The sequence below is a fragment of the Streptomyces avermitilis MA-4680 = NBRC 14893 genome (genome assembly GCF_000009765.2).
Classification (GTDB): Bacteria; Actinomycetota; Actinomycetes; order Streptomycetales; family Streptomycetaceae; genus Streptomyces; species Streptomyces avermitilis.
This window is the reverse complement of the sequence record NC_003155.5, coordinates 4,976,426-5,002,839: the sequence shown is the minus strand read 5'-3', so window position 1 is coordinate 5,002,839 and position 26,414 is coordinate 4,976,426. Positions and strand designations below refer to the sequence as shown.

The following is a 26,414-nucleotide window of genomic DNA, read 5'->3' as shown; positions in this document are numbered from 1 at the left end:
AGCACCATGGCTGTTCTCGCCGAATCAGGGTCGAACCCCGACGTCACCCTGCTTTATGACATCAATGGCCTGGCCAAGGATGCGCCGCACTGGTTCGACCGTGCTATGGAGTTCGTCGGTGAGTACGGGCTGCTTCTCGCCATGGTGCTGCTGGTGGTGTGGTGCTGGTGGGGCGTGCGGCGGCGGAGCGGCGAGGACGCGGCGTCGTCCGTGGCCGCGCTCGTGTGGGCGCCCCTCGCCGCCGGCATCGCCGTCCTGGTGAACGTGCCGATACGGGGCTTCGTGGAGCGGCCCAGACCCTTCGTGGACCATCAGGGGCTCGAGGTCCTGGTCTCCGGCAAGACCGACTTCTCCTTCGTGAGCGATCACGCCACGCTCACCATGGCCATGGCGGTCGGGCTCTTCGTCGCCAGCCGGAAGTTCGGGCTCGCGGGCATCGGCCTCGCGCTGCTCGAAGGGTTCTGCCGGGTCTACATGGGCGTGCACTACCCGACCGACGTGGTGGGCGGGTTCGCGCTGGGGACCGCCGTGGCGCTGCTGCTGTCGCCGCTCGCCATGGCGCTGCTGACTCCCGTGATGAGGGCTGTCGAGCGGTCGTCGCGGGCCGGGTGGCTGATCCGGGCACGCGGTACGGCGCCCGCGGACACCCTGATTCCGGGGACGCGGCCGGGGACAGCGACGGAAGAGCGGGACCTGGCGGCGTAGGACGTAGGTAGGGGCTGTAGGGACCGTCCTGGCGAAGCCCGAGCGGTCCCTACAGCCCCTGAAAAGCGCCTCCAGCCTCTACAGCCGCTACAGCCCCTGCGGGTACGTGAAGAAGCCGTTCGGGTCGTACTGGTGCTTCAGTCGGGTCAGGCGGGTCGCCGCGTCTCCGTAGTACGCCTTGCGCCAGTTCGTGAGGGTGGGGTCCGTGTAGTTCTGGTAGGCCGCGCCCGAGGCGTGGCGCTGCATGGCGGCGTGGGCCCCCGTCAGCCAGGACTGGGCCGTCGTGCCGCTCGTGCCCGCGCGCCAGCTCGCGATGTACTGGGCCAGCATCCGCGAACGGCGGTGGACGAAGGCCGTCGCCGTGGGCGAGACGCGGTTGACGGCGCCGCCGAGGGCCGTGAGGGCGATGCTGCCGGCGCCGCCGCGTACCGCCGTCATCTGGTTCAGGAGCGTCTGGACGCCCGCCGACGAGATCGAGCGGTCGAAGAAGTCCGAGCGGGCCGCGTACGTCTCCCGGCCCAGGGCGCCCTGCGGGGAGCGGCCGGGGGTCGTGCCGGGGAGGTGGCACTGCGCGTCGGTGGGGAAGGACGAGCAGCCCGCGTACACCTCCATCGACTCCTCGTACGAGCGGCGCTTCAGCGACACGCTGCGCGCGGGGGCGCCGATCTTGTCGGCGAGGCGGTCGACCGCGTTCTGGAGCTCGCCGTAGGTGCCGAGCGAGAACGCGGCGACGGAGACGGTGGGCGTGCCGCCGGCCGCGTTCGCCAGGTGGCAGGACGACCAGATCTCGTCCGGCTGGTCCGGGCCCCACTCCTGCCAGGCCTTGACGACCGCCGCGGCCTTCGACCACGGCCACGTCATGTACGCGGAGACCCCCTGCGGGGCCGGGTGGGTCTTGAAGTGCAGCTCGGTGACGACGCCGAAGTTGCCGTTGCCCGCGCCGCGCAGGGCCCAGAAGAGGTCCTTGTTCTCGGTCGCGTTCGCGACGAGCTGCTTGCCGTCCGCCGTGATCAGCGTCGCCTGGGTGAGGCTGTCGCAGGTCAGGCCGTACGCGCGGGACACGACACCGTGGCCGCCGCCGAGGGTCAGGCCCGAGACGCCGACCGTCGGGCAGGAGCCGGCGGGGATCGTGACGCCCTTCGCGGCGAGGGCGCGGTAGACGTCGATCAGCTTCGAACCGGCGCCGACGACCGCCGTGCCTCCGCTCGCGCGGGTCTTGTTCAGCTTCGAGACGTCGAGGATCAGCCTGCCGTTGCCGGAGGACCAGCCGGCGTAGGAGTGGCCGCCGTTGCGGATCGCGACCTTGACGCCGTGCGCGCGGGCGTACGCCATGGTGGTGCGGAGGTCGTCGGCGTGGGCCACATAGGCCACGGCGGCGGGCTTCAGGGAGTCGAAGCGGGTGTTGTAGAGCTGGTGGGCGGCCGGCCAGGAGCGGTCTCCGGGGCGGACCAGGGCGCCATCCAGGTCCCGGGCCAGGGCGGTCCAGTTCGCGGCGACGCGGCTGCTGGTGGTGGCCGAGCGGATGGCTGTGCCGCTGGTCTCGGCGCCCTCGCCGGCCGCCGAGGTCTTCGCGTCCCCGCCCCCGCCGTTGCCCGCGCTGCACGCGGCCGTGGCCGCCGCCGCTATCGCGGCCGCGCCGCCGCCTATGAACGTCCGCCGTTGCATGTGTGCCTCCAGTTGGTCCCGTGGAACGAGACGGGCCACCGGGGCCGGGGGTTCCACCGGCGCATGCCACAGAACCGCTACAGGAGCGAGAACCGGTACAGGAGCGAGAACCGCTCCAGCAGTGAGAACCGCTACAGGACCGAGCCCACGACAGGACCGAGCCCACGACAGGACCGAGCCCACGACAGGACCGAGAACCACGACCGGACCGAGAACCGGTACAGGAGCGGGCCGCGGGCCGCCGCGTACGGGCCTGGGCGGGCGCTAAGCGCCCGGGTGGCCCTCGGCGTCCGTCCGCGCCAGGCTCCGGGCTCTTCGCGCCGGGCCCCGCCAGCCACAGATGCAGCGGGCCACGCAGAAGCGGCCCTGTTCCACCGTGGTCGTTCGGTGGTCCTGGGCGGGAGCGGAGCGGTCCGGCTGGGGCACGACAACAACGTTACCCAAGGCAAGCACGCGGGAATCGGCTGCCCGGTCATGGGCCCGGTGTCCGCGTGACGGGTCCCCCTACTCGTCGTTAACCGGACGACAGGAGGGTCCGGGACGGACCGGCTGGGGGTACTCGGACGATGACGGCGCGGCAGCACACGCGGACGGGCACGGCGGTCGCCGTGGCGACGGGGCTCATCGTCTGCACGGGGGGCTGCGCGGGCGATCCGGCCGACGCCGAGGACGCGCACGCCGGTGCCGACGCCGTCGCGGTGCTGCACAAGGCCGCCGGTGCCCTGGTGAGCGCGGGCAGTTCCAAGGCGCGGACCGCGATGGAGATGGCCACCGGGGGGACCCGCGTCACCATTCGCGGCGAGGGCGTCTACGACTACCGCAGGCAGGTCGGGCAGCTGAAGGTGCTGCTGCCGCAGGATCCCGCGGGAGCCCGGGAACACCGGTCGATCACCGAGCTGCTCGCGCCCGGCGCCCTGTTCATGAAGAACCGGGGGGCCGGGGTGCCCGCCGACAAATGGGTGCGCGTGGACACGGCCTCGCTCTCCGACGGCAATCTGGTCACCGGCGGTGTCACCGATCCCTATGCCGCCGCCGAGTTGCTGCGCGGGGCGCGTACGGCGACGTACGTGGGCAGGACCGAGGTCGCCGGGGAGCCGGTGCGGCACTATCGGGGGACCGCCGATCTCGGCCTCGCCGCGAAGAGCGCGTCGGGTGTGAACCGGGCCCAGCTGAGGGCCGCGGCGCGGGGGTTCGCCACCGCCGCGGTCCCGTTCGACGCCTACCTCGACGACCAGGGGCGCATCCGCAAGATCCGGCACCGGTTCAGCTTCGTCAACGGGCAGCGCAAGGGCACGGTCGCGGTCGCCTCGACGACCTTGCTGTACGCCTTCGGGGCGCCCGTCCGCGTACGGCTCCCGGAGGCCGGGGACATCTTCGCGGGGAAGATCGCGGAGGGGTAGCAGGGCGTGGGACCGGTCGGGAATGAGCCGTGGCAGGCCGGGGAGAAGGGGGTGCGGGGCCTGAATGTGCCGGGCCGGAAATGGTCCGTTGGTGCCATGCGCGTTGTGTAGGCCGCTCCCTACCCTAGGAAGTCGGTGACGGCAGGAAGAGGTGATGCGCGTGGCTCCGGTCGGCGGTACGGCAGTTCAGGACCACGTGGCCCTCGCCGAGATCGAGCTGTGCGGCGATCTGATGATCGCGGCCTCGGCCGCCGACGAGGACCGGCTCAGCATGGAGAGCATCGACGAGGTGCTGAAAGTGGCCGAAGAGCGTGCCCACGAGGTCGAGCCCGGCCGATAGACGCGCACGGCCCCCACCGAACACGGCCCCCACCGAAATGAGGGCCGTCGGGTGTGCCGGGGCGCAGGTCAGGCGTTACGGCCTGGAAGCCGATGAGGATCTCAGGTACGCAGCAGACGGCCGATCGCCTTCGTCGCCTCGTCGACCTTCGCGTCGATCTCGGCGCCCCCCTTGAGCGCGGCGTCCGCGACGCAGTGGCGCAGGTGCTCCTCCAGGAGCTGGAGCGCGAAGGACTGGAGGGCCTTCGTCGAGGCGGAGACCTGGGTGAGTATGTCGATGCAGTAGGTGTCCTCCTCGACCATGCGCTGAAGGCCCCGGATCTGGCCCTCGATGCGGCGCAGGCGCTTGAGGTGTTCGCCCTTCTGCTGGTGGTAGCCGTGGATGCCGCGGTCGTGGTCGGTCACCACGGCCGGGGTGCCCTCGGAGGGCACCGTCGCGCCGGCCTCGGTGGTCGTCATCGCGTCCTCCTGCTGAGCGTGGGCGACAGATACCCCTGGTGGGTATATGGTAGCCAACTTTGCTGGGTATAGGGCCCTTGGCCAAAGCCTCGGCCGCCCCCGTGCTGAGCACTGTGCCCGATGGGCGACACTGGGGGACGGCCCATTAGCCGTGGCCGGATGATGCGCCTAGCATCAGCCTGACCGAAACCGAAGCACCCCGAGGACCCCACGTGCGCTTTCGTCTGACCCCCAGGGAGACGAGCTTCTACGACATGTTCGCCGCATCCGCGGACAACATCGTCACGGGCTCGAAGCTCCTGATGGAACTGCTCGGGGCGGACGCCTCCGCCCGGGCCGAGATCGCAGAGCGTATGCGGGCCGCGGAACACGCCGGTGACGATGCCACGCACGCGATCTTCCACCAGCTGAACTCCTCGTTCATCACGCCGTTCGACCGTGAGGACATCTACAACCTCGCGTCGTCCCTCGACGACATCATGGACTTCATGGAGGAGGCCGTCGACCTGGTCGTCCTCTACAACGTCGAGGAACTCCCCAAGGGCGTCGAGCAGCAGATCGAGGTGTTGGCGCGGGCGGCCGAGCTGACGGCCGAGGCCATGCCGCACCTGCGGACCATGGACAACCTCACCGAGTACTGGATCGAGGTCAACCGCCTCGAGAACCAGGCCGACCAGGTCCACCGCAAGCTGCTCGCCCACCTCTTCAACGGCTCGTACGAAGCCATCGAGGTGCTGAAGCTGAAGCAGATCGTGGACGTGCTGGAGGAAGCGGCGGACGCGTTCGAGCACGTGGCGAACACGGTGGAGACCATCGCCGTCAAGGAGTCCTGACAGCTTCATGGACACCTTCGCCCTGATCGTGACCATCGGTGTCGCGCTCGGATTTACGTATACGAACGGCTTTCACGACTCCGCGAACGCCATCGCCACCTCGGTCTCCACGCGCGCGCTGACGCCGCGGGCCGCGCTGGCCATGGCCGCGGTGATGAACCTCGCGGGTGCCTTCCTCGGCAGTGGCGTCGCCCACACCGTCAGCAAGGGACTGATCGAGACCCCTGAGGGTTCCAAGGGGATGGGAATCCTCTTCGCGGCGCTCATCGGTGCCATCGTCTGGAACCTCGTCACCTGGTACTTCGGTCTGCCGTCGTCCTCGTCGCACGCGCTGTTCGGCGGCATGGTGGGCGCGGCGCTCGCGGGCGGTACGGAGGTCATCTGGTCCGGCGTCCTGGACAAGGTCGTCATCCCGATGTTCCTGTCGCCCGTCGTGGGCCTGGTCGCCGGTTATCTGGTGATGTGCGCGATCATGTGGATCTTCCGCAGGGCCAACCCGCACAAGGCCAAGCGGGGGTTCCGCATAGCGCAGACGGTCTCGGCGGCCGGTATGGCGCTCGGGCACGGTCTGCAGGACGCCCAGAAGACGATGGGCATCGTGGTCATGGCGCTCGTCATCGGCGACGTGCAGGGCGCGGACGATCCGATCCCGGTGTGGGTGAAGATCGCCTGTGCCCTGATGCTGTCGCTCGGGACGTACGCGGGCGGGTGGCGCATCATGCGCACGCTCGGCCGCAAGATCATCGAGCTGGACCCGCCGCAGGGTTTCGCCGCCGAGACGACCGGCGCGTCGATCATGTTCGTCACGGCGTTCATCTTCAAGGCGCCGATCTCGACGACCCACGTCATCACCTCCGCGATCATGGGCGTAGGCGCGACGAAGCGCGTGAACGCCGTGCGGTGGGGGGTCGCGAAGAACATCGTCCTCGGCTGGTTCATCACGATGCCGGCCGCCGGACTGGTGGCCGCGTGCAGCTTCTGGATCGTGAATCTCGCGTTCCTGTAGCGGGACACCGCCGGGACCCGGCTCGGCAGCGCCGGGACCAGCCCGGTGCCGCCGGGGCCAGCCCGGTACCGCCGGGACTAGCCCGGTACCGCTGGGAAGCAGCTCGGCACCGCTGGGGCCAGCCTGGAACCACCGGGGACTAGCCCGGCACTGCCGGGAAGCAGCTCGGCACCGCTGGGGCCAGCCCGGTACCGCCGGGAAGCAGCCCGGTACCGCCAGGGCCAGCCCCGTACCGCCAGGGCCAGCCCCGTACCGCCAGGACCGGCCCCGTACCGCCGGGACCAGCTCGGCAGACACGGACGCATACGAAAGGGCCCGCCCCCGGGAGCCAGGGGCGGGCCCTCTTCGTCCTCGCGGTGGCACCGCCATGCAGCACCGCGAGGGGTCTTGGTGAGCGGGTCGCTCAGCCGAAGCGGCCGGAGATGTAGTCCTCCGTGGCCTGGACCGACGGGTTGGAGAAGATCCGCTCCGTCTCGTCGACCTCGATGAGCCTGCCGGGCTGGCCGACGGCGGCCAGGTTGAAGAAGGCGGTGCGGTCCGAGACACGGGCCGCCTGCTGCATGTTGTGCGTCACGATGACGATCGTGAAGCGCTCCTTCAGCTCGCCGATCAGGTCCTCGATCGCGAGGGTGGAGATGGGGTCGAGCGCCGAGCAGGGCTCGTCCATCAGCAGCACGTTGGGCTCCACCGCGATCGCGCGGGCGATGCACAGGCGCTGCTGCTGGCCGCCCGACAGGCCCGAGCCGGGCTTGTTCAGGCGGTCCTTGACCTCGTTCCAGAGGTTCGCGCCCTTGAGGGACTTCTCGACGATCTCGCTCAGCTCGGACTTCTTGTACGAGCCGTTCAGGCGCAGGCCCGCCGCCACGTTGTCGAAGATCGACATCGTGGGGAACGGGTTCGGGCGCTGGAAGACCATGCCGACCTCGCGCCGCACCGACACCGGGTCGATGCCCTGCCCGTACAGGTCCTCGTCGTCCAGCAGCACCTTGCCCTCGACGCGGCCGCCGGGGGTGACCTCGTGCATACGGTTGAGCGTGCGCAGGAACGTCGACTTGCCGCAGCCGGACGGACCGATGAACGCCGTCACCGACCTGGGCTCGACCGTCATCGAGATGTCTTCGATCGCCTTGTGGGAGCCGTAGTAGGCGGTGAGACCGCTCACGTCGATTCGCTTGGCCATGTGAATCACTGCTTCTTTCGAGAATTCGGGTCGCTGATTGGCCGCGTCAGCGGCCCGCCACGCGGCAGAGCCGCTCATCGAGTCCGTGGGGCCTTCCAGCGCGCGATGCCGCGCGCCGCCAGGTTGAGGATCATGACGAAGGCGATGAGGGCGAGTGCCGCCGCCCAGGCCCGGTCGTAGGCCGCGCCCGAACCGGCACTGTTCGCGTACTGCTGGTAGATGTACAGCGGCAGCGAGGCCTGCGGGTCCGAGAACGGGTTGGTGTTGATGAAGTTCGTGCCCCAGACCAGGAGCAGCACCGGGGCGGTCTCACCCGTGATGCGCGCGACCGCGAGCATCACACCCGTGGTGATACCACCGATGGACGTCGGCAGAACCACCTTGAGGATGGTGCGCCACTTCGGGATGCCCAGCGCGAGGGAGGCCTCGCGCAGCTCGTTCGGTACGAGCTTGAGCATCTCCTCGGTGGAGCGGACCACCACGGGCATCATCAGGATGGACAGCGCGAGCGAACCGGCGAAACCGGAGTAGCCCATGTCCAGGATCAGGATCCAGAAGCTGAGAACGAACAGGCCGGCGACGATCGACGGGATGCCCGTCATGACGTCGACGAAGAAGGTGACGGCCTTGGCGAGCCTGCCCCGCCCGTACTCGACCAGGTAGATCGCGGTGAGCACACCGATCGGCACGGCGATCAGGGTGGCGATGCCGACCTGCTCCAGGGTGCCGATGATCGCGTGGTAGATACCGCCGCCGGTCTCGGTGTCGGCGACCACACCCATGGAGTGGGTCAGGAAGTAGACGTCGAAGACCTTCACGCCGCGCTTGACGGTCTCCCAGATCAGGGAGGCCAGCGGGACGACGGCGATCAGGAAGCAGACCCAGACGAGGCTGGTGGCGACCCGGTCCTTGGCCTGGCGGCGGCCCTCGACCTTGGCGGCGACGGCGTACGTACCCAGGACGAAGAGCAGTGCGGCGATCAGACCCCACTGGACCTTGCTGCCGAGGCCGCCCAGCACGCCGATGACCACGGCGAGGGCGACGGAGCCCGCGGCGATCGCCCACGGCGACCACTTCGGCAGGCTGGCACCGCGCAGGGTGCTCGGGCGCTTGTCGGTGACGGCTGCGTTGCTCATGCGTTGGCCCCCGAGTACTCCTTGCGGCGGTTGATGATCATGCGCGCCGCGCCGTTGACCAGCAGGGTGATGACGAACAGGACGAGACCGGAGGCGATCAGTGCGTCCTGGCCGAGCGGGGTGGCCTCGCTGAACTTGCTCGCGATGTTCTGGGCGAACGTGCCGCCGCCCGGGTCGAGCAGGCTGGCGTTGATCTCGAAGGTCGGGGAGAGGACCGTGGCGACGGCCATCGTCTCGCCGAGCGCGCGGCCGAGGCCCAGCATCGAGGCGGAGATCACGCCGGAGCGGCCGAAGGGCAGCACCGACATGCGGATGACCTCCCAGCGCGTGGCGCCGAGGGCCAGCGCGGCCTCCTCGTGCATCCGCGGGACCTGGCGGAAGACCTCACGGCTCACGTTGGTGATGATCGGCAGGATCATGATCGCGAGCAGGACGCCGACGGTGAGCATCGAGCGGGGCGCGCCGCCCTGCCACTCGAAGACGCCGGTCCAGCCGAAGTAGTGGTCGAGCCAGCCGAAGAGGCCGTCCATGTGCGGCACCAGGACGAGGGCGCCCCAGAGGCCGTACACGATGGACGGGACGGCGGCGAGCAGGTCGACCACGAACGCTATGGGGCCGCCGAGCCGGCGCGGCGCGTAGTGCGTGATGAACAGGGCGATGCCGACCGAGACCGGGACCGCGAGGGCCATGGCGATGATCGCGGAGACCACCGTGCCGAAGGCCAGGACCGCGATGCCGAAGGACGCCGGTTCGAGGTTGGTGTTCCACTCGAACGTGGTGAGGAAGTTGGTGTGGTCCTTGCTGATCGCGTTGGCGGCGCGATAGGTGAGGAAGGCCGCGATGGCGGCCATGATCACCAGAAGGAAGATGCCGGAGCCGCGCGAGAGACCGAGGAAGATCCGGTCTCCGGGGCGGGTGGCGCCGCGGCTCGCGCTCGTCGGAGCGGCCACGGGAGGCCCAGGGGCGGGGGGAGGTGCTTCGGTGTTCTGTGTCGATATGTCCATCAGGATTCTCCGGTCTGCGGAGCCGTAAGGGGTGGCGGCTCCAGGCGGCGGTGCACCGGACGGTGCGGCCCGCCTCGGTGAGGCGGGCCGCACACTCAGGTCAGCTCAGGCTCGAGATGGTCGTGCGGACCTTGGAGATGATCTCGTCGGGGATCGGCGCGTACTTGGCGTCGGTCAGCAGCTTCTGACCGTCCTCGCTCGCGATGTAGGTGAGGAAGGACTTGGTGGCGGGCAGGGTGTCCGCCTTGTTGCCCTTCTCGCAGACGATCTCGTAGGTGACCAGGGTGAGCGGGTAGGCGCCCTCCTCGGTCGGCTTGTAGTTCAGGGACAGCGACAGGTCCTTGCCGGTGCCGGCGACCTTGGCGGTCGAGATGGCCTTGGTGGCGTTCTCGACGCTGGCCTTCACCGGGGTGGCGGCGCCCGTCTTCAGGTCGACGGTGCTGATGCCGTCGGCGGCGTACGAGAGCTCGAAGTACGAGATCGCGCCCTCGGTCTGCTTCACCTGCTGGGCCAGGCCGGAGGAGCCCTGCGCGGACTGGCCGCCCTTGGCCTGCCAGGCCTTGCCGCCGGAGTACTTCCAGTCGGAGGGGGCGACGGCCTTCAGGTACTTGGTGAAGTTGTCCGTGGTGCCGGACTCGTCCGAGCGGTGGAACGCCTGGATCTTGGTGCTGGGGAGCTTGGCGCTCGGGTTCAGCTTCGCGATCGCCTCGTCGTCCCACTTCGTGATCTTGCCGTCGAAGATCTTGGCGAGGGTGGCGGCGTCCAGGGTCAGGCTGTCCACGCCGGACAGGTGGAAGCCGATCGCGATCGGGCCGCCGACCATCGGCAGGTCGATGGCCTGGCTGCCGCCGCAGGCCTTCTTGGAGGCCGTGACCTCTTCGGGCTTCAGCGGCGAGTCCGAACCGGCGAACGCCGTCTGGCCCTGGGTGAACGCGGTGACACCGGCACCCGAACCCGTCGGGTTGTAGTTGATCTGCACGCCCTTGCAGCTCGCGGTGTACGCCTTGACCCACGCGTCGATCGCGTTCTTCTGCGCGGACGAGCCGGAGGCCTGGAGCTGGCCCTTGGCGTTGTCGCACTTGATGGCGCTGTTGGACGACGTCGTGGCGTCGGTGTTGCTCTTGCCGGTGTCGTCAGAGCCGCACGCCGTGAGGGCCAGGGCGCCGGAGACGGCGAGAGCACCGAGGGTGAGGGCCCGCCGGTTCATGCGCTGAAGCTTCACTTTCGGGAGTTCCTTCCAGGAGCCGCCGACTGGTGGCGGCGTGCGAAGTCTGTGTAATGCGGAGGCGACATTCAGGTCGCCGTCCCGCACCGCGTAAGGCCGAAATTAGGCAGAAGAGGTGAAGCCGCCGATGGCCGAGAGTGAACGGAAGGTGAACCCCTGCGGACGGTGTGGTTAGGTCACGGAACGGTTGCGTCCCATGGGGTGCGCCGGGGTGGGGGCGGGGGTGTGGGCCTCAGGCCAGGTGCAGCGCGCTGAGCAGGGCGTCCACCAGATCGCGGTCCCTCGGCCGGGTGAGTCGATGGCGGGCCGCGGTGGGGGAGAGCCAGAGGATGCGGTCGATCTCGCGGTTGGAGGTGAAGGTGCCCGCGCCGGCCTCGGCCGCCCAGTAGCCGACCTCTTTGAGGCGGCCGTTCACCTGATACCGGAGGGTGGGCAGGCGAGCGCCGGGGGTGCAGGTGCGGCCCGTCTCCTCCGCCACCTCGCGCACCGCGCCGGACAGCGGGTCCTCGCCGCGTTTGAGTTTCCCCTTGGGGTGGGACCAGTCGTCGTACTTCGGCCGGTGGACCAGGCAGATCTCCAGCTTGCCGTCGACGGGCGAGCGGCGCCACAGAACGCAGCCGGCCGCGCGGATGATGTCGTCGGTCACGGGGTGCCCACCGCCTCCCGGTTCATGGCGTGCCCATTGCCGTTACTGCCGTTGCTGCCTTTTCGGTCATGGCGTGCCCACCGCCTCCTTCTGCCAGGACTGCTGGAAGGCGAAGCGGGCGGCCTCCACCTCGTGGCGCTGGTCGGCGTGCAGGACGCCGAGGGCGTACGCCGTCGCCGGGGCGATGCGCGGGGTACGGGCCGCCGAGGAGGCGGCCGCCGCGGCCTCCGCCGCGTCCCGGTGCCGGTTCAGGGCCTGGCCCGCGGACCTCAGCCGGACGTCGACGCGGGCTCCCCCGAGCTCCCGGCCCCGCTCGGGCAGGGCGGTGTCCTCCTCCCCGTACAGGGCCTCGCGGGCGTAGCGGTGCAGGCGCAGCAGCAGCCGGACCTGGTGCCAGGGGGCGTCCTGGGGATGCGGGGCGGTGTCGGGGGAGAGGCCGTGGATCAGGGCCTCCGCGTTGTAGGGGTGGCCCGCGGTGACCAGGGGCAGGGCGCTCACGGCGTCGCACAGGCGCTCGTCGGCCGCCGCGGCGAACGGGCGCGGGTCGGCGGTGGCCGCGGCGGGGGTGAGCGGGACCTCGCTGGCCAGTACGGCGACGCTGTCGGCGACCGCGTGGAAGCGGGAGGAGCCGAGGGCCTGGAGGGCGGCGGAGTGGGCCCGGGTGCGGGCGAGGGTGAGCTGGCGGTCCAGCAGGGCGCCCGCCTTGGCCGCGCCCACCGTCAGGTTGCCGCGGTCCGGGGAGGTCTGGGCGCGCGGGGCGGGGCCGGCCGATGGCGTGGGGAACGCCGCCGAGCCCGACAGGCGGTGCAGGGCCAGCAGCAGCCGCTCCAGCCGGGCCGCGTACGCGTGCTCCCGGGCCAAGGTGCCCGACAGCCAGGCGAGTTCGGGGCGCATGGCCTCCGACCAGTCCGTGTCCAGCAGCGGGCGGAACGTGTGGAGCGTGCCGCTGATGCGGCGGGCCGAGCGGCGCAGGGCGCGCGCCGCGTCGACGGAGTCCTCCGAGCCGCTCACCGCGCCGGTCTCCCGGTGCTGGCGCAGTGAGCGGAGGAACTCCGTGGCCTGGGCCCGCAGGTAGCCCGCGAGGGCGTCTCCGGTGGGGGCGGGCCCGGCCGTGGGGTCGGTGGGGGGGTCAAGGTGTCGCTGTGCCACGCCGGCGCCTCCGGGCGTCTATGAGCATCTCCTGGACGTTCCGCAGGGGCTGGCCCTCGGCATCGGTCGCGTGCCGTGTCCACTCGCCGTCCGGGCCCAGATGCCAGGAGGCGGTGGTGTCGGACATCCCGGTTTCCAGGAGCCGGTTGAGGGCGGCCCGGTGGGCGGGGTCGGTGACCCTGACGAGGGCCTCGATGCGGCGGTCGAGGTTGCGGTGCATCATGTCGGCGCTGCCGATCCACACCTCGGGCTCGCCGCCGTTGCCGAACGTGAAGACCCGCGAGTGTTCGAGGAAGCGGCCGAGGATGGAGCGCACCCGTATGTTTTCGGACATGCCCGTGACGCCGGGGCGCACCGCGCAGATGCCGCGCACCCACACGTCGACCGGGACGCCGGCCTGGGACGCGCGGTAGAGGGCGTCGATGATGGCCTCGTCCACCATCGAGTTGACCTTGATGCGGACGAACGCGGGCCGTCCGGCCTGGTGGTGCTGGATCTCCTTGTTGATCCGTGAGACCAGGCCGTCGCGCAGGGACTTGGGGGCGACGAGGAGACGGCGGTAGGTCTCGCGGCGTGAGTAGCCCGACAGCCGGTTGAAGAGGTCGGAGAGGTCCGCGCCGACCTGCGGGTCGGCGGTGAGCAGGCCCAGGTCCTCGTACAGCCGGGCGGTCTTGGGGTGGTAGTTGCCCGTGCCGACGTGGCAGTAGCGCCGCAGGGTCTCGCCCTCCTGCCGGACCACCAGCGACAGCTTGCAGTGGGTCTTCAGGCCGACGAGGCCGTATACGACGTGGCAGCCGGACTCCTCCAGCTTCCGCGCCCACTTGATGTTGGCCTGCTCGTCGAAGCGGGCCTTGATCTCGACCAGTACGAGGACCTGCTTGCCCGCCTCGGCGGCCTCGATCAGCGCGTCGACTATCGGCGAGTCGCCCGAGGTCCGGTACAGGGTCTGCTTGATGGCGAGGACGTCGGGGTCGCCCGCCGCCTGCTCCAGGAAGGCCTGGACGGAGGTGGAGAAGCTGTCGTACGGGTGGTGGAGCAGGACGTCGCGCTCGCGCAGGGCGGCGAAGATGTCCGGCGCGGACGCCGACTCGACTTCGGCGAGGTCGCGGTGGGTGCCCGCGATGAACTTGGGGTACTTCAGCTCGGGCCGGTCGAGGGCGCCGATGCCGAAGAGGCCGGTGAGGTCCAGGGGGCCGGGCAGGGGGTAGACCTCCGCCTCGGAGACCTTCAGCTCCCGTACGAGGAGATCGAGGACGTGCCGGTCGATGGACTCCTCGACCTCCAGGCGCACCGGCGGCCCGAAGCGGCGGCGCATGAGCTCCTTCTCCAGGGCCTGGAGCAGGTTCTCGGTGTCGTCCTCCTCGACCTCGAGGTCCTCGTTGCGGGTGAGGCGGAAGGTGTGGTGCTCCAGGACCTCCATGCCCGGGAACAGCTCTTCCAGGTGCGCCGCGATGACGTCCTCGATGGGGACGTAGCGGTCGGGGGACGCCTCCAGGAAGCGGGAGAGCAGCGGCGGGACCTTCACGCGGGCGAAGTGGCGGTGGCCGCTGACCGGGTTGCGCACGACCACGGCGAGGTTCAGGGACAGGCCCGAGATGTACGGGAAGGGGTGCGCGGGGTCGACGGCGAGGGGGGTCAGCACCGGGAAGATCTGGTGCCGGAACAGGGTGAACAGGCGGGCCTGCTCCTTCTCCGTCAGCTCGTTCCAGCGGACCAGGTGGATGCCCTCCTCCGCCAGCGCGGGGGCGACGTCCTCCTGGTAGCAGGCGGCGTGCCGGGCCATCAGCTCGCGGGAGCGGGCCCAGATCATCTCCAGGACCTCGCGGGGCTGGAGACCGGAGGCGGAGCGGGTGGCGACGCCGGTGGCGATGCGGCGCTTCAGTCCCGCCACCCGCACCATGAAGAACTCGTCGAGGTTGCTGGCGAAGATCGCCAGGAAGTTCGCCCGCTCGAGGAGGGGCGTGTTCGGGTCCTCGGCGAGCTCGAGGACGCGCTCGTTGAACGCGAGCCAGCTGCGCTCCCGGTCGAGGAAGCGGCCCTGCGGGAGCTGGACGCCGTCGGCGTCGGTGTCCTCGTACGCGTCGAGGTCGGCATCGAGGTCGGGCTCCAGGTCGGAGACCGCGGCGGCCACGGTGTGCGGGCGGTGCGCGGCGATGGACCCCACGGAGGGCTGCGGGTGCTGGACCTGTGCCTGGACATTTGGCTGGCTCATGGCCCCATTCTTCCGCGCCGGGCGGGGGAAGGGCGCGTCAGAGCGAGCGGGCGGGAGCGCGACGACCTGGCGGCCGGTTCGCTTGCTCTCCCCGTTCACCGGAGGCGGCGAGGGCTCGGGCACGGCGGGGTTCATTGGCCGAGGGTCGCAAGGTCGTCTGAATCGTTGGTTACGGAGACATGACGTGCGGGATAGCGGGGGGCGGCTCCCGGGCGTCCGTGGCACCGGGAGCCCGTGCGGCCGCTGAGCCGGGCCGAGCCGTGCGGTCGCCGAGCCGCGTGGCCGGGAGCGGCGTGGCCGGGTACGCCCCCCACCCCCGTCGGGGGCGTACCCGGACCGGCCCTATGCCGTGCGGCGGCGCAGGAGCCAGAAGGCGGTGGCGGTGGCCGCGGCGGCGAGGGCGAGGAGGAGGCCGGTCTCCATGAACTGGAGGGGCCAGAAGTGGGACCGCGGGTGGTACGTGGCCCAGAAGTCGGTCAGATTGCTGGAGGACTTGCACCTCTGGACGTCGGCGAGGCTGTCGGAGCCGACGCAGGCCGTGTTGTTGCCGATGCGTTCGCCGGTGGTGGTGATGACCCCGTGTTCGAGGTCCAGCGCGCTGCGCGGGAGGTCGAGGGCCGCCCGTCCGGTGGTCGTGACGGTCGGCCACAGGCTCGTCCGGTACCAGTCCAGCGCGTTGTGGAGCACGAGCGTCGCCGCGAGGGCCAGGCCGATGGCAGGCAGCGTCTTTTTGGTGAGCAGCCCGGCGAGCGCGCCCAGGGCGAGGCCCGCGAGGACGTGGGCGACGGCGGCCGGGCCGGTGGAGACGAAGACGTCCGCGTAGTACCAGTCGCCGACGAGGTCCGGGTTGCCGTCCTGGCGGGCCCAGACGTTGAGCAGGACCGCCGCGGCGGTGCCGCTCGCGAGCAGCGCCGCCGGGACGGTGAGCCGGGCGGCGAGCCAGCGCGCCGGTGTGACGGACTGGGTCCAGTCCAGATGGGCGGTGCCGGTCTCCAGCTCGCGGCCGGTCAGCGCGCCGCCCGCCCAGGCGGCGACCGGGAACATCAGGTACGACACGGCGGTGCCGACCGACGCGAGGGTGTCGGCATAGATGCCGTCGGCGGTGATCGCGTGGACCGCCGAGCAGGGCGGCAGTTGGCCGGTGGCGGGCGTGGCGCAGGCGCCGATGCCCGCGCGGGCGTCGTCCCCGATGGCGTACATCCAGATGAGGGCCACGGTGGCGGCGAGCAGCGCGCCGCCCCACAGGACCACCGCCGAGCGGTGCAGACGCAGGACCGTCCATGACAGGCCCCGCACGGGAAGGGTGCTCATGGGGTGGTCACGCTCCTGTTCAGGACGCGGAACGCCACCGCGACGACGACCGCCGTGGCGGCCAGCAGAAGGCCCGTTTCCAGGAGCTGGCGGGGCCAGTACTCGGGGGACGGGAGGTAGTCGCGGGTGAAGCCCACGACATGGTGTTCGGCGAGGCACCGCTTGCTGTCGTAGCAGCCCGGGTCGGGGATCAGGGCGCCGCCCGAGGTGAACGCGCCGCTGTGCACGGAGAGTTCCGCGGGCGGGCTGTAGGGCGTGTTGTGCTGGAAGGGCCAGAGCCGGTTGTGGAGTGCGGTGAGCACGTACTGGGTGCCGGCGGCGACCGCGATCGCCGGCAGCGCGCGGCGCACCAGCAGGCCGATGAGCGCGCCGAGGGCCAGGCCGAGCAGGGGGTGCACGACGGTCGCCGGGCCGATGGCGAAGTAGAGCTCACGGGGGGCGTAGCCGGCCACCAGCAGGCCGTTGTGGGCGGACCACAGGAGCCGGTAGAGGGCCACGAGCAGGCCGGTGCCGGTGGCGATGAGGAGCGCGGGCACGGCGAGCCGCGCGGCCAGCCAGCGCGCCGGGCTCACCGACTGCGTCCAGGCGAGCTGCGCGGTGCCGGTCTCCAGCTCGCGGCCGATGAGCGCGCCGCCCGCGAACAGCGGGACGACGAAGGTGGCGACACTGATCAGGGTGGCGGGCCGGTAGAAGAGGTCGTCGTACGCCTCCTTCGTCGAGTTCAGGCCGCCCGGCACGTAGTACCCGTACGTGTCGAACGCCTGCTGGGCCGCCGTCGCCCCCGGTCCGTACAGCCAGAGCAGCAGTCCCGCGGTGCCGGTCACGAAGGCGAGCCAGATCCACAGTGCGGTGCGGTGCAGGCGCAGGACGGTCCAGACCAGGCCGCGGGGGCCGGGGAGCGTGCGGCGCCGGGGCGTGGCGAGGGTGGTGGCGCTCATGCGGTCACCTCCACGGAGACGGCCGTGCCCGGAGTGATCAGGGCCGGGGCGCCCGGGGCGCGCAGGTGGGCGAGGAGCAGTTCCTCCAGGGACGGTTCCTGGACCTCCCAGCCGCTGTCGACGGGTCCGTCGCGGCGGATCAGCGCGGTCAGGCCGCGGCCGCTGGCCCGGGACTCGACGACCGTGTGCGGGGCGAGGTCGGCGGGCGTTCCGCGGCCGGTCACCAGGGAGTGCGCGGTGAGCAGGTCGTCGATGCCGCCGCCGAGCCGGATGCGGCCGTCGCCCAGGAGCAGCAGGTGGTCGCAGGCGTCGGTGAGTTCGGCGACGATGTGCGAGGACATCAGCACCGTCGTGCCGCGCTCGGCGGCGTCCGCCATCAGCGTGCCCATCATCTCGTGCCGGGCGAGCGGGTCGAGGTCGGCCATCGGCTCGTCGAGCAGCATCAGGTCGGGCCGCTTGCCGAGCGCGAGGGCGAGGGCGACGCGGGTGCGCTGGCCGCCGGAGAGCCGGCGGATCTTCGTCGCGGGGTCGAGCGAGCCCTGTTCGACCAGCGAGGCGGCGTGGGCGGCGTCCCAGCGGCCCGGGTTGAGCTCGGCGCCCAGGCGCAGGGTCTCGGCGATGGTGAGCTGGGGGTGCAGCGGCTTGTCCTGGGAGAGGTAGGCGACGCGGTCGCGGGCTTCGCCGGGAGCCCCGCCGAGGACGGTGAGCGTGCCCGAGGTGGGCCGCAGCAGTCCGGCCGCCAGCGCCAGCAGGGTCGACTTCCCGGCCCCGTTGGGGCCCACCAGTGCGCTGACGCGGCCGGCCGGGAGGCGGAAGGAGCAGTCGTCCAGGGCCGCGGACGGGCGCCTGCCGTACCGCTTGCCGAGCCGGTACGCCTCCAGGGCGACGTCCGCGGTGGTGCGGGTGGAACTCACTGGTCCCCCTTCGGGAAGTGTTCGTCGAGTACGGAGCCGAGGAGTGCGGCGACGTCCTCGCGGTCGAGGCCCGCCGTACGGGCGCGCTGCGCCCAGGCGTCGAGTTCGGTGCGCAGCGGCGAGTCGGCCGGGGCGGCGCCCAGCGTCCGGCGGACGAAGGTGCCGAGGCCGCGGCGTGCCTCCACCAGGCCCTCGCGCTCCAGCTCGCGGTAGGCCTTGAGGACGGTGTTCGGATTGATGGCGGTGGCCTCCACGACCTCGCGGGCCGTGGGCAGCTTGTCGCCGGGTTCGAGCAGGCCCAGGCGCAGGGCCTGCTTGGTCTGCTGGACGATCTGGACGTAGGTGGCGACGCCGGAGCGCCGGTCGATGCGGTACTCGACCACCCGTTCAACCACCCTTTCACTAATTGAGTAGTGAAAGGGTGGTGCAAGACTCGTCGCAAAGTCAAGTCCGTTCGAGTGAACCGATCGCAGGGGCTCGTCCGATGAAGGGGCGTGAGGGAGACGAGAAGCGACGGGGAACTGCTGCGGGCCGCGGCGGACGGGGACCGGCGCGCCTTCGAGGAGCTGTACCGGCGGTACGCGCCCTGGCTGACCGCCCGGCTGCGCGGACGCTGCGCCGACGCGGGCCTCGTGGACGACGTCGTTCAGGAGACGTTCCTCGCGGTGTGGCGCGGCACGGCCCGCTACCGCGAGGACGGGGACGTGGCCGGCTGGCTGTGGCGCGTCGGCTCGCGGCGGCTCATCGACGCGCTGCGCGGCGACGGGGCGCGCGGACGGCTGCGGCAGGCGCTGGCGCGGCTGCGGCACCGAGACGAGGCGTCCGCGGAGGAACGCGTGCTCGCGGGGGTGGAGCACGGGGACCTCGCGGGCGCCCTCGTCCGGCTCTCGCCGGAGCTGCGGGCGGTGCTCCAGGCCACGGTGATCGACGGTCTCACCACCAGGGAAGCGGCCGTCCTGCTCGGCATTCCGCCCGGCACGGTCAAGACACGGGCCCTGCGGGCCCGGAAGCAGCTGCGGGAGGCGCTGGCATGAGGGATACGACCTGGCATGTGCCGGAGGACGACCTCCGGGCTTACGTACAGGGCGAGTTGGCACCGCCCCGGCTCTGGTCCGCCGACACCCACCTCGCCGCGTGCGAGCGGTGCCGGGCGGCGCTGGCCGAGGCCGGCGACCCGGTCGCGCTGGACGCCGCGTGGGAGCGGCTCGACGCCGAGCTGGACGCGCCCCGGCCCGGAATGTTCGAGTCGCTGCTGGTACGGGCGGGCGTGGCCGACCACACCGCGCGGCTGCTGACGGCCACGCCCGTGCTGCGCCGCTCCTGGCTGGGCGCGGTCGCGTTCCTGCTGGTCATGACGGTGGGCATCGTGCTCACCGTGGACTCTCCGGCCCTGTTCCTCGCACTCGCGCCGCTGCTCCCGCTCGCCGGGGTCGCGCTGTCGTACGGCCCCGTGCTCGACCCGACGTACGAGATGGCCGTGGTCGCGCCGCTGCACGGATTCCGGCTGCTGCTGATCCGCACGCTCGCGGTGCTGGCCACCGGCCTCCTCCTGAACGGGCTCGCCACGCTCGCGCTGCCCGGCTACGGACTGCGCGCCCTGGCCTGGCTGCTGCCCGCGCTCGCCCTCACCGGCACCGGGCTCGCGCTGACCCCCCGGCTCGGGCCGGTTCTCGCGCCCGCCCTGACCGGCGGGGCGTGGATCGGGCTGCTGCTGGTCGCGCAGGCGAGGACCCACGAGACGCTCGCGCCGTTCACCATGGCGGGCCAGGGAGCCGCGGCCGTGGTCGCGGCGCTGGCCGCCGGGCTGCTGTACCGGACCCGGGACCGTTTCGACTCCGTCGCCGCGCGCCTGCCGTTCGCGCACCTGCCGGGCGGGGGTGCGGTGTGATGCCCGGCCCGCGCGGTCTCCTTCGCGGATGGCGACCACGGGCGGCCAGGGCGGCCCGGCTGACCGCCGCGGCGGTCCTCACCGGTGCCGCGGCGGCCCTCCTGGTCCTGGACGCGGTGCTCCGCGTCCTCGGCCCGGTCGCCCGGATCGGCCTCGGCGGCACCCGCTCGCACCAGACCTTCGGGGACGACGGGGGCGACTCATGACCACCGGGTCCCCCAGTTCCCTCCCCTGCCCCTCCTGCCCCTCCTGCCCCTCCTGCCCCTCCTCCTTCGACCTCTTTCTCAGGAGTGCCGCGTGACCAGCGCACCCACGGTTTCGGGCTGCGGCCTGACCCTCCGCTACGGCGGTACCGCCGCCCTCGACGACGTGACCGTCCGCCTCCACCCGGGTGTCACCGGGCTGCTCGGGCCCAACGGGGCCGGAAAGACCACCCTGTTGCGGGTCCTGGCCACCGCCGTGCCCGCCGACCGGGGTGCCTTCACCGTGCTCGGCCACGACCCGGGCACCGCGGCCGGACGGCAGGAAGTCCGCCGGGAGCTCGGCTATCTGCCGCAGACCCCCGGCTTCCACCCGGACTTCACCGCCTTCGAGTTCGTCGACTACGTGGCGATCCTCAAGGAGCTGACCGAGCGCGGCACCCGGCACCGGGAGGTGCGGCGCGTGCTCGACGCCGTCGACCTGTCGGACGTACGCGGCAAGCGCATCAAGCGGCTGTCCGGCGGCATGCGGCAGCGCGTCGCCCTGGCCGCCGCGCTGGTCGGCGACCCCGGCTTCCTCGTCCTCGACGAACCGACCGTCGGCCTCGACCCCGAACAGCGCATGCGCTTCCGGGAGCTGATCGCCCAGGCGGGCGAGGGCCGGACCGTGCTGCTGTCCACCCACCAGACCGAGGACGTCGCGATGCTCTGCCACCAGGTGATCGTCATGGCCCGGGGCCGCGTCCGCTTCGAGGGCACCCCGGCCGAGCTGACCGCACGGGCGGCGGGCCATGTGTGGAGCAGCACGGAGCGCGATCCGGGGGCGCGGGCCGGCTGGCGCACGGGCACGGGGTCGTTCCGCAACGTCGGCGACCCGCCCGAGGGCGCCCGGCTTCTCGACCCCACCCTGGAGGACGGCTACCTGCTCGCCCTCGACGGCGAGCCGGCGGAGGTGGCGGCATGAGCACGAGCACGACCCCGAGCGCCCTCAGGGACGCGGACACGGAGGGGGCCGCCCCCGCCATGGACGAACCGGTACGGCCCGACGGGCGCCCCGCGGCCGCCGTCCTCGCCCTCGCCCGCTTCGAGGCGCGCGAACTGCTCCATCACATACCGGTGTTCGTGTTCCTGCCCCTGTACTTCGGCTTCACCGGCTGGCAGCTGTTCGCCGGCGACGCGGCGGGCGACTACCCGATCCTCCAGGACGTCGACCGCGGTACCCAGTCCGGGCCGCTGTTCCTCGCCATCGCCCTGCTCGCCTGCGTCAACCGGACCGTACTGCGCTCCCGGCGGAACGGCACCGACGGCCACTTCGACGTGCTGGTGATGGAGCCGTGGCGGCGCACCCTCGCGCACGCCCTGTCCGTCGTCCCGTACGCCGTCGTCACCGCGCTGGTCGTCGCCTTCGAGTTCAGCTGGGCGGCACTGAAGCCGGGCGCGGTCGGACACGGGTCGGTGGCCGAACTGGCCGTGGGACCGCTCATGGTGCTGCTGACCGGGATCCTCGGGGTGCTGCTCGCCCGGCTGATCCCCTACTCCCTGGCCGTCCCGCTGCTCGTGGTCGGTGCCTTCTTCTTCGCCGTCCTCGTGGCCGCGGGCACGAACGACGGGCACTGGCAGAAGTGGCTGTGGCCGACCGTCTCCGAGACCGGCGCCCCTCCGCTGCCCTCCGATCTGCTGGGCCGCCCGGCCGCCTGGCACGCGCTGTATCTGGTGGGTCTCGCGGGTCTGCTGCTGGGTGCCGCGGTGCTGCTGAGCGGCGGACGGGCCCGCAGGGTGAAGGCGCTGACCGCCCTCGCGCTCGCCGTCACGGTCGCGGGTGCCGCCGGGCAGTCCCCGGGCGACTCGGCGGCCCTGGCCAAGGCCCGTACGACGGCGTCCCGTACGCCGGAGAAGGTCCAGTCGTGTGCCCCGCTCGGCCGGTCGACGTACTGCGCCTTCCCCGAGTGGAGCGGCCAACGTGCCGACTGGGCCGAGGTGGTGGAGCGCGTCCAGTCCCTCGCGGGCGGGGCCGCCGGGGGCGAGCGGCTGACCGTACGGCAGCGGGTCGCGGACATCTCCGATCTGACCAGCGACGCCGCGATCGACCCCGTCCGGACGCCGCGGCAGGTCACCGTCGGCACCGAGTGGGGTGGCAACCAGCGTCTGAAGTTCGCGGTCGCCGTCGCCTCGGTGCTGGTGGCGGGCAACGAGAACGCGACCGTCGAGATGTGCGACGCACGGGTGGTGACCATCATGTGGCTGGCTTTGGGCACGGAGTCCGACCCGGTCTACGCGCTGGGCGACGTCCGCCTCGACGACTCCGTCGAGGGCTCCGCCCTGGCCCTGACCCCGACGGACGGGCTGTCCATGACGCGCGGACAGACCACGGTCGTACGGGAGTTGTTCGAGCGCCCGCGCTACGGCGTCACGGCCCGGGTGAAGACGCACTGGACGGAGCTGACGTCCTCGAAGACGTCGCTCACGAGGGCGGCCGAGCTGCTGGGGGTGGCGGCGCCCAAGGCGACCGGGGACGAGTGTGCGGACGAGTAGCGGGGAGCGGGGGATCGGGGGCGAGTACGCCGTGATCCGCGCGCTGCTCGGTCCCGTGCTGCGTACCCTCCCGTGGCGGGCGCTCGCGGTGGCCGGTGCGCTCGGCCTGGTGTTCGCCGGGCTGCCGCGGCTGTGGCCCTGGGAGAGCCTTCCCCCGCTGCGGGCCGGCGCCCTGTGCCTCGCCCTCGGGCTCGCCTTCCTGCTCGACGACCCGGCCCGGCACACCACCGCCGCGGTGCCGACCCGGCGGCCGGTACGCACCGGGCTGCGCCTGGCAGCTCGTCGCGCCGGTCGCCGCGCTGTGGTGGACGGCCGTACTGCTCCTCGCCCCGGGGCGGCCCCCGGCCGGGCCGGTGACCCTGGAGGCGGCCGCGCTGGCGGCGCTCGCCCTGGCCGGCGCGGCCGCCGCCGTGCGCTGGTCGGACACGGCGGAGCCGGGCGCGGCCACGGCGGCCTGGCTGCTGTTCGCCGCCTGTGCCGGGTTGTTGCTGCTTCCCGGGCGCTGGTCGCTGTACGTCGGCCCGGCCGACCCGCGGTGGCAGGCCGCGCATGTGCGGTGGGCGGCGCTCCTCGCCGTCGGGGTGCTGGTCTGGGCCGCGTCCGGGCCGGAACCCCTGCGGGCACGACGGCTGACCTCCGGTACGCGCCGCCGTCCGCCGCGCTCCGGGAAGTGAACGCCGGTAGGGGAACGAACCGGGGCTGACGGGGGCTGACGGGGGCTGAGCCCGCCTCCGTGCCCGCCGCCGCTCACGACTCCGTTCGGTACATCAGGTCCGTCTCGTGCGTGGCGAAGCCCAGTCGCTCGTACACGCTCACCGCCGCCTTGTTGTCCGCGTCGACGTACAGCATCGCGGTCGGCAGTCCCTGTGCCTCCAGATGGCGTAGTCCGATCGTCGTCAGGGCCTTGCCGAGGCCGCCGCCCTGGGCGCCGGGGCGGACGCCGAGCACGTACACCTCGCCGATGCCCTCCTGCGCGTGCACCTTCGTCCAGTGGAAGCCGATCAGCTCGCCGTCGCGCTCGGCCAGGAAGAAGCCGGCCGGGTCGAACCACGGCTCCGCCTTGCGGTCGTCGAGGTCGCGCTGGGTGAGGGAGCCCTGCTCGGGGTGGTGCGCGAAGGCCGCCGCGTTCACCGCGAGCCAGGCCGCGTCGTCCTGGCCCGGCACGAAGGCGCGCACGGTGACACCGTCCGGCAGCTTCGGCTCGGCCAGGTCGAGCCCGGCCAACGGCCGCCGCATCTGGCGCAGTTCACGGAAGAGGGTCAGCCCGAGCACCTGCGCCAGGTGCCGGGCGGCCGAGTGTCCGCCGTGCGCCCACGCCCGCAGCCGCTTGCCGGTCGCGGCCAGCAGCGCCGTACCCAGCGCCCGCCCGTGTCCGCGCCCGCGGTGCGCGGGGTGCACGACCAGCTCGGCGGCCGGGGCCTCCACCGGGTCGGTGTCCTCCAGCTGCGCGTACCCGACGAGCGTGTCGCCCGCGCTCAGCAGCAGATGCCGTACGCCCTCCCGCTCGCCGCCGCGCAGCTGTAGCCGCCCCTGCTCGGACACCGCCGGCTGCCCGTCGACCCGCGCGGCCTCGTCGAGGAGCGCGAGCACGGCTTCGGCCTGCCCGGGGGAGAGCGCGGCAAGGGTCTCGATGGAACGGCCGGCGCCCGGCCATACGGTGTCGTCGCTGGTCATGCGTACGAGGGTACGGGGAGCAGGGGGCAAAGGGGAGGCAACGGCAACCTGCTTGTAACCACGAACCCCCTGTTGCGCTACGCGCGTTGAATCTAGGCTGCGCGAACCACCGCCTTGGCACAGCCTTTACACAACTCACGCAGGGGGGCCCATGCCGCCGACGTACCGGCACAGACGTATCCACCGCATCCTCTCCACCGCCGCGGGGCTCGCCACCGTCGGCGCGCTGGTCGCCGCGCTGCCCGCGAGCGCCGGCGGCGGCAGGCCCGGCGGCCACGGGCACGGCCTTCCCGGCCGCTACCAGGACGTACAGCTGCTGTCCTTCAACGACCTGCACGGCAACCTGGAGCCGCCGGCCGGTTCTTCGGGGCGGGTCACGGAGCTTCAGGCGGACGGGACGAGCAAGACCGTCGACGCGGGCGGTGTCGAGTACCTCGCCACGCATCTGCGTGAGGCCCGCAAGGGCAAGAAGTACTCGATCACGGCAGGCGCGGGCGACATGGTCGGCGCGTCCCCGCTGATCTCCGGCCTCTTCCACGACGAGCCGACGATCGCCGCGCTGAACAAGCTCGACCTGGACGTGACGAGCGTCGGCAACCACGAGTTCGACGAGGGCGCCAAGGAACTGGCCCGCCTCCAGAACGGCGGCTGTCACCCGAAGGACGGCTGTTACGACGACGACAGCGAGAAGTTCCGGGGCGCCGACTTCCCCTACCTCGCCGCGAACGTCACCGACGAGAAGACCGGCAAGCCGCTCCTCAAGCCCTACTGGGTGTGGAAGAAGAACGGCGTCAAGGTCGGCTTCATCGGCGTGACCCTCGAAGGCACCCCGAACATCGTCTCCGCCGACGGCGTCAAGGGCCTCAAGTTCGGCGACGAGGTCGAGACGATCAACAAGTACGCCAAGGTGCTCCAGAAGCAGGGCGTGAAGTCGATCGTCGCACTGATCCACGAGGGCGGCGCGCCCGCGTCGACGGCGTACAACTACGACTGCGACAGCCCGGGCGCCGGCGACGGCATCTCCGGCCCGATCGTCGACATCGCCAAGAACGTGACCCCGGCGGTGGACGCGCTGGTCACCGGCCACACCCACCAGGCGTACGCGTGCACGATCAACGACCCGGCGGGCAAGCCGCGCATGGTCACCTCGGCGTCCTCCTTCGGCCGCCTCTACACGGACACGACCCTGACGTACGACCGGCGGACCGGCGACATCGCGCGTACGGCGGTGAAGGCCACGAAGTCGGTGAACCGCGTCGTCACCCGTGACGTGACGAAGGCCGCCGACATGACGGCCCTCATCACCAAGTGGAAGACGCTCTCCGCGCCGATCGCCTCCCGGCCCCTCGGCTACATCGCGGGCGAGATCGGCAACACGGGTGCCGAGTCCCCGCTCGGGGACCTGATCGCGGACGCGCAGCTCGCGTACGCCAGGTCCGTCGACCCCGAGGCCGACGTGGCCCTGATGAACCCGGGCGGCATCCGCGCCCCGCTCACCTACGCGGCGAGCGGCGGCGAGGGCGACGGGGTGGTGACGTACGGCGAGGCGTACACGGTCCAGCCGTTCGCCAACACCGTGAACCTGGTGAACCTGACCGGCGCACAGCTGGTCACCGCGCTCCAGCAGCAGGTGAGCGGGTCCAACGAGGCCGCGCCGAAGATCCTCCAGATCTCCGGCGGGCTGACGTACACCCTGGATCTCACCAAGGCGGGCGCCGCGCGCGTGGTCACCGACTCCGTCAAGCTGAACGGCTCGGCGATCGACCCGGCCGCCTCCTACCGCGTCGCGATGAACTCCTTCCTCGCGGGCGGCGGCGACGGCTTCGCGGAGCTCGGCAAGGGCACGAACGTCGTCGTCGGCGGTGACGACCTGGCCGCGCTCGAGGCGTACCTGACGGCCAACTCCTCGGCCGGGACGCCTTATCCGGTGCCGGCGGCGAACCGGATCACGGTCGTGAAGTAGGTCGCATACCTGAGGTAGCGGTTGCGTGTGGGGCC

26 protein-coding genes are annotated in these 26,414 nt (G+C 71.8%); 12 read left to right on the top strand and 14 right to left on the bottom strand.

The window, feature by feature from the left end:
- Window positions 1-6: 6 nt before the first annotated feature.
- Window positions 7-705 (top strand): phosphatase PAP2 family protein, encoded by a 699-nt coding sequence (locus tag SAVERM_RS21030; protein ID WP_010985511.1) that lies wholly within the window; start codon window positions 7-9, stop codon window positions 703-705.
- Between the two features lie 87 nt (window positions 706-792).
- Here SAVERM_RS21030 and SAVERM_RS21025 read toward each other — a convergent pair whose 3' ends face one another.
- Entirely contained in the window at window positions 793-2,370 is a 1,578-nt protein-coding gene (locus tag SAVERM_RS21025; RefSeq protein ID WP_010985510.1) for an FAD-binding oxidoreductase, read from the bottom strand.
- A 566-nt stretch (window positions 2,371-2,936) separates the two neighbouring features.
- On the opposite strand from SAVERM_RS21025, the gene SAVERM_RS21020 reads away from it, so the two are divergent.
- Window positions 2,937-3,770 (top strand): SCO4651 family lipoprotein, encoded by an 834-nt coding sequence (locus SAVERM_RS21020; RefSeq protein ID WP_010985509.1) that lies wholly within the window; start codon window positions 2,937-2,939, stop codon window positions 3,768-3,770.
- Between the two features lie 154 nt (window positions 3,771-3,924).
- Entirely contained in the window at window positions 3,925-4,110 is a 186-nt protein-coding gene (locus SAVERM_RS21015; RefSeq protein WP_037650769.1) for a hypothetical protein, read from the top strand.
- 101 nt (window positions 4,111-4,211) lie between these two features.
- Here SAVERM_RS21015 and SAVERM_RS21010 read toward each other — a convergent pair whose 3' ends face one another.
- A complete protein-coding gene (locus tag SAVERM_RS21010) occupies window positions 4,212-4,568 on the bottom strand; it encodes a metal-sensitive transcriptional regulator (RefSeq protein ID WP_010985507.1) in 357 nt (118 codons plus the stop codon).
- 212 nt (window positions 4,569-4,780) lie between these two features.
- On the opposite strand from SAVERM_RS21010, the gene SAVERM_RS21005 reads away from it, so the two are divergent.
- Together SAVERM_RS21005 and SAVERM_RS21000 are read left to right on the top strand one after the other, a co-directional pair.
- Window positions 4,781-5,401, top strand: coding sequence for a DUF47 domain-containing protein (locus SAVERM_RS21005; protein WP_010985506.1), 621 nt, complete (start codon window positions 4,781-4,783; stop codon window positions 5,399-5,401).
- A gap of 7 nt (window positions 5,402-5,408) precedes the next feature.
- Complete coding sequence (locus SAVERM_RS21000; RefSeq protein ID WP_010985505.1) at window positions 5,409-6,407, top strand: inorganic phosphate transporter; 999 nt, start codon at window positions 5,409-5,411, stop codon at window positions 6,405-6,407.
- 403 nt (window positions 6,408-6,810) lie between these two features.
- Here the strand turns inward: SAVERM_RS21000 and pstB are convergent, their stop codons facing one another.
- The 11 genes from pstB to SAVERM_RS20945 all read right to left on the bottom strand — a co-directional run bounded on the left by pstB (window position 6,811) and on the right by SAVERM_RS20945 (window position 18,505).
- Window positions 6,811-7,587, bottom strand: coding sequence for a phosphate ABC transporter ATP-binding protein PstB (pstB, locus tag SAVERM_RS20995; protein WP_010985504.1), 777 nt, complete (start codon window positions 7,585-7,587; stop codon window positions 6,811-6,813).
- Window positions 7,588-7,661: 74 nt separating this feature from the next.
- The gene (gene pstA / locus SAVERM_RS20990; protein ID WP_010985503.1) at window positions 7,662-8,723 is read right to left on the bottom strand and encodes a phosphate ABC transporter permease PstA; all 1,062 of its coding nucleotides are present in this window, start codon (window positions 8,721-8,723) and stop codon (window positions 7,662-7,664) included.
- On the bottom strand, window positions 8,720-9,727 hold the full coding sequence (gene pstC, locus SAVERM_RS20985) for a phosphate ABC transporter permease subunit PstC (protein WP_010985502.1): 1,008 nt from the start codon (window positions 9,725-9,727) through the stop codon (window positions 8,720-8,722). Before pstC ends, pstA begins: the two co-directional genes overlap by 4 nt.
- Window positions 9,728-9,827: 100 nt before the next feature.
- Window positions 9,828-10,949: a phosphate ABC transporter substrate-binding protein PstS gene (pstS, locus tag SAVERM_RS20980; protein ID WP_171033172.1), complete on the bottom strand. Its 1,122-nt coding sequence runs from the start codon at window positions 10,947-10,949 to the stop codon at window positions 9,828-9,830.
- 235 nt (window positions 10,950-11,184) lie between these two features.
- Entirely contained in the window at window positions 11,185-11,598 is a 414-nt protein-coding gene (locus tag SAVERM_RS20975) for an NUDIX hydrolase (protein WP_010985500.1), read from the bottom strand.
- A gap of 66 nt (window positions 11,599-11,664) precedes the next feature.
- The gene (locus SAVERM_RS20970) at window positions 11,665-12,747 is read right to left on the bottom strand and encodes a CHAD domain-containing protein (protein WP_010985499.1); all 1,083 of its coding nucleotides are present in this window, start codon (window positions 12,745-12,747) and stop codon (window positions 11,665-11,667) included.
- Window positions 12,728-15,094 carry an RNA degradosome polyphosphate kinase gene (locus SAVERM_RS20965; protein WP_107082968.1) on the bottom strand — a complete coding sequence of 789 codons (2,367 nt, stop codon included), beginning with the start codon at window positions 15,092-15,094 and terminating at the stop codon, window positions 12,728-12,730. The genes SAVERM_RS20970 and SAVERM_RS20965 overlap by 20 nt, the downstream gene beginning before the upstream one ends.
- 207 nt (window positions 15,095-15,301) lie before the next feature.
- Entirely contained in the window at window positions 15,302-16,270 is a 969-nt protein-coding gene (locus tag SAVERM_RS20960; protein WP_037650773.1) for a hypothetical protein, read from the bottom strand.
- Window positions 16,267-17,208, bottom strand: coding sequence for a hypothetical protein (locus SAVERM_RS20955; RefSeq protein WP_010985496.1), 942 nt, complete (start codon window positions 17,206-17,208; stop codon window positions 16,267-16,269). The genes SAVERM_RS20960 and SAVERM_RS20955 overlap by 4 nt, the downstream gene beginning before the upstream one ends.
- The gene (locus SAVERM_RS20950) at window positions 17,205-18,122 is read right to left on the bottom strand and encodes an ABC transporter ATP-binding protein (protein ID WP_010985495.1); all 918 of its coding nucleotides are present in this window, start codon (window positions 18,120-18,122) and stop codon (window positions 17,205-17,207) included. Before SAVERM_RS20950 ends, SAVERM_RS20955 begins: the two co-directional genes overlap by 4 nt.
- Complete coding sequence (locus SAVERM_RS20945) at window positions 18,119-18,505, bottom strand: GntR family transcriptional regulator (RefSeq protein WP_037650776.1); 387 nt, start codon at window positions 18,503-18,505, stop codon at window positions 18,119-18,121. The genes SAVERM_RS20950 and SAVERM_RS20945 overlap by 4 nt, the downstream gene beginning before the upstream one ends.
- Before the next feature lie 111 nt (window positions 18,506-18,616).
- Here SAVERM_RS20945 and SAVERM_RS20940 point away from each other — a divergent pair, with 111 nt between their 5' ends.
- The 6 genes from SAVERM_RS20940 (at window position 18,617) to SAVERM_RS45610 (ending at window position 23,416) form a co-directional block, all read left to right on the top strand.
- Window positions 18,617-19,156: an RNA polymerase sigma factor gene (locus SAVERM_RS20940; protein ID WP_010985493.1), complete on the top strand. Its 540-nt coding sequence runs from the start codon at window positions 18,617-18,619 to the stop codon at window positions 19,154-19,156.
- Window positions 19,153-20,010 carry a cupin domain-containing protein gene (locus tag SAVERM_RS20935; RefSeq protein ID WP_010985492.1) on the top strand — a complete coding sequence of 286 codons (858 nt, stop codon included), beginning with the start codon at window positions 19,153-19,155 and terminating at the stop codon, window positions 20,008-20,010. The genes SAVERM_RS20940 and SAVERM_RS20935 overlap by 4 nt, the downstream gene beginning before the upstream one ends.
- Window positions 20,010-20,216: a hypothetical protein gene (locus SAVERM_RS20930; RefSeq protein ID WP_010985491.1), complete on the top strand. Its 207-nt coding sequence runs from the start codon at window positions 20,010-20,012 to the stop codon at window positions 20,214-20,216. Before SAVERM_RS20935 ends, SAVERM_RS20930 begins: the two co-directional genes overlap by 1 nt.
- 91 nt (window positions 20,217-20,307) lie before the next feature.
- Complete coding sequence (locus tag SAVERM_RS20925; protein WP_010985490.1) at window positions 20,308-21,174, top strand: ABC transporter ATP-binding protein; 867 nt, start codon at window positions 20,308-20,310, stop codon at window positions 21,172-21,174.
- Window positions 21,171-22,742: a hypothetical protein gene (locus SAVERM_RS20920; RefSeq protein ID WP_010985489.1), complete on the top strand. Its 1,572-nt coding sequence runs from the start codon at window positions 21,171-21,173 to the stop codon at window positions 22,740-22,742. The genes SAVERM_RS20925 and SAVERM_RS20920 overlap by 4 nt, the downstream gene beginning before the upstream one ends.
- Window positions 22,743-23,095: 353 nt before the next feature.
- Window positions 23,096-23,416, top strand: a complete 321-nt coding sequence (locus SAVERM_RS45610; protein ID WP_338058988.1) for a hypothetical protein — start codon at window positions 23,096-23,098, stop codon at window positions 23,414-23,416.
- A gap of 73 nt (window positions 23,417-23,489) precedes the next feature.
- Here SAVERM_RS45610 and mshD read toward each other — a convergent pair whose 3' ends face one another.
- Complete coding sequence (gene mshD / locus SAVERM_RS20910; protein WP_010985487.1) at window positions 23,490-24,416, bottom strand: mycothiol synthase; 927 nt, start codon at window positions 24,414-24,416, stop codon at window positions 23,490-23,492.
- 151 nt (window positions 24,417-24,567) lie between these two features.
- On the opposite strand from mshD, the gene SAVERM_RS20905 reads away from it, so the two are divergent.
- The gene (locus SAVERM_RS20905; RefSeq protein ID WP_010985486.1) at window positions 24,568-26,379 is read left to right on the top strand and encodes a bifunctional metallophosphatase/5'-nucleotidase; all 1,812 of its coding nucleotides are present in this window, start codon (window positions 24,568-24,570) and stop codon (window positions 26,377-26,379) included.
- Window positions 26,380-26,414: the final 35 nt, after the last annotated feature.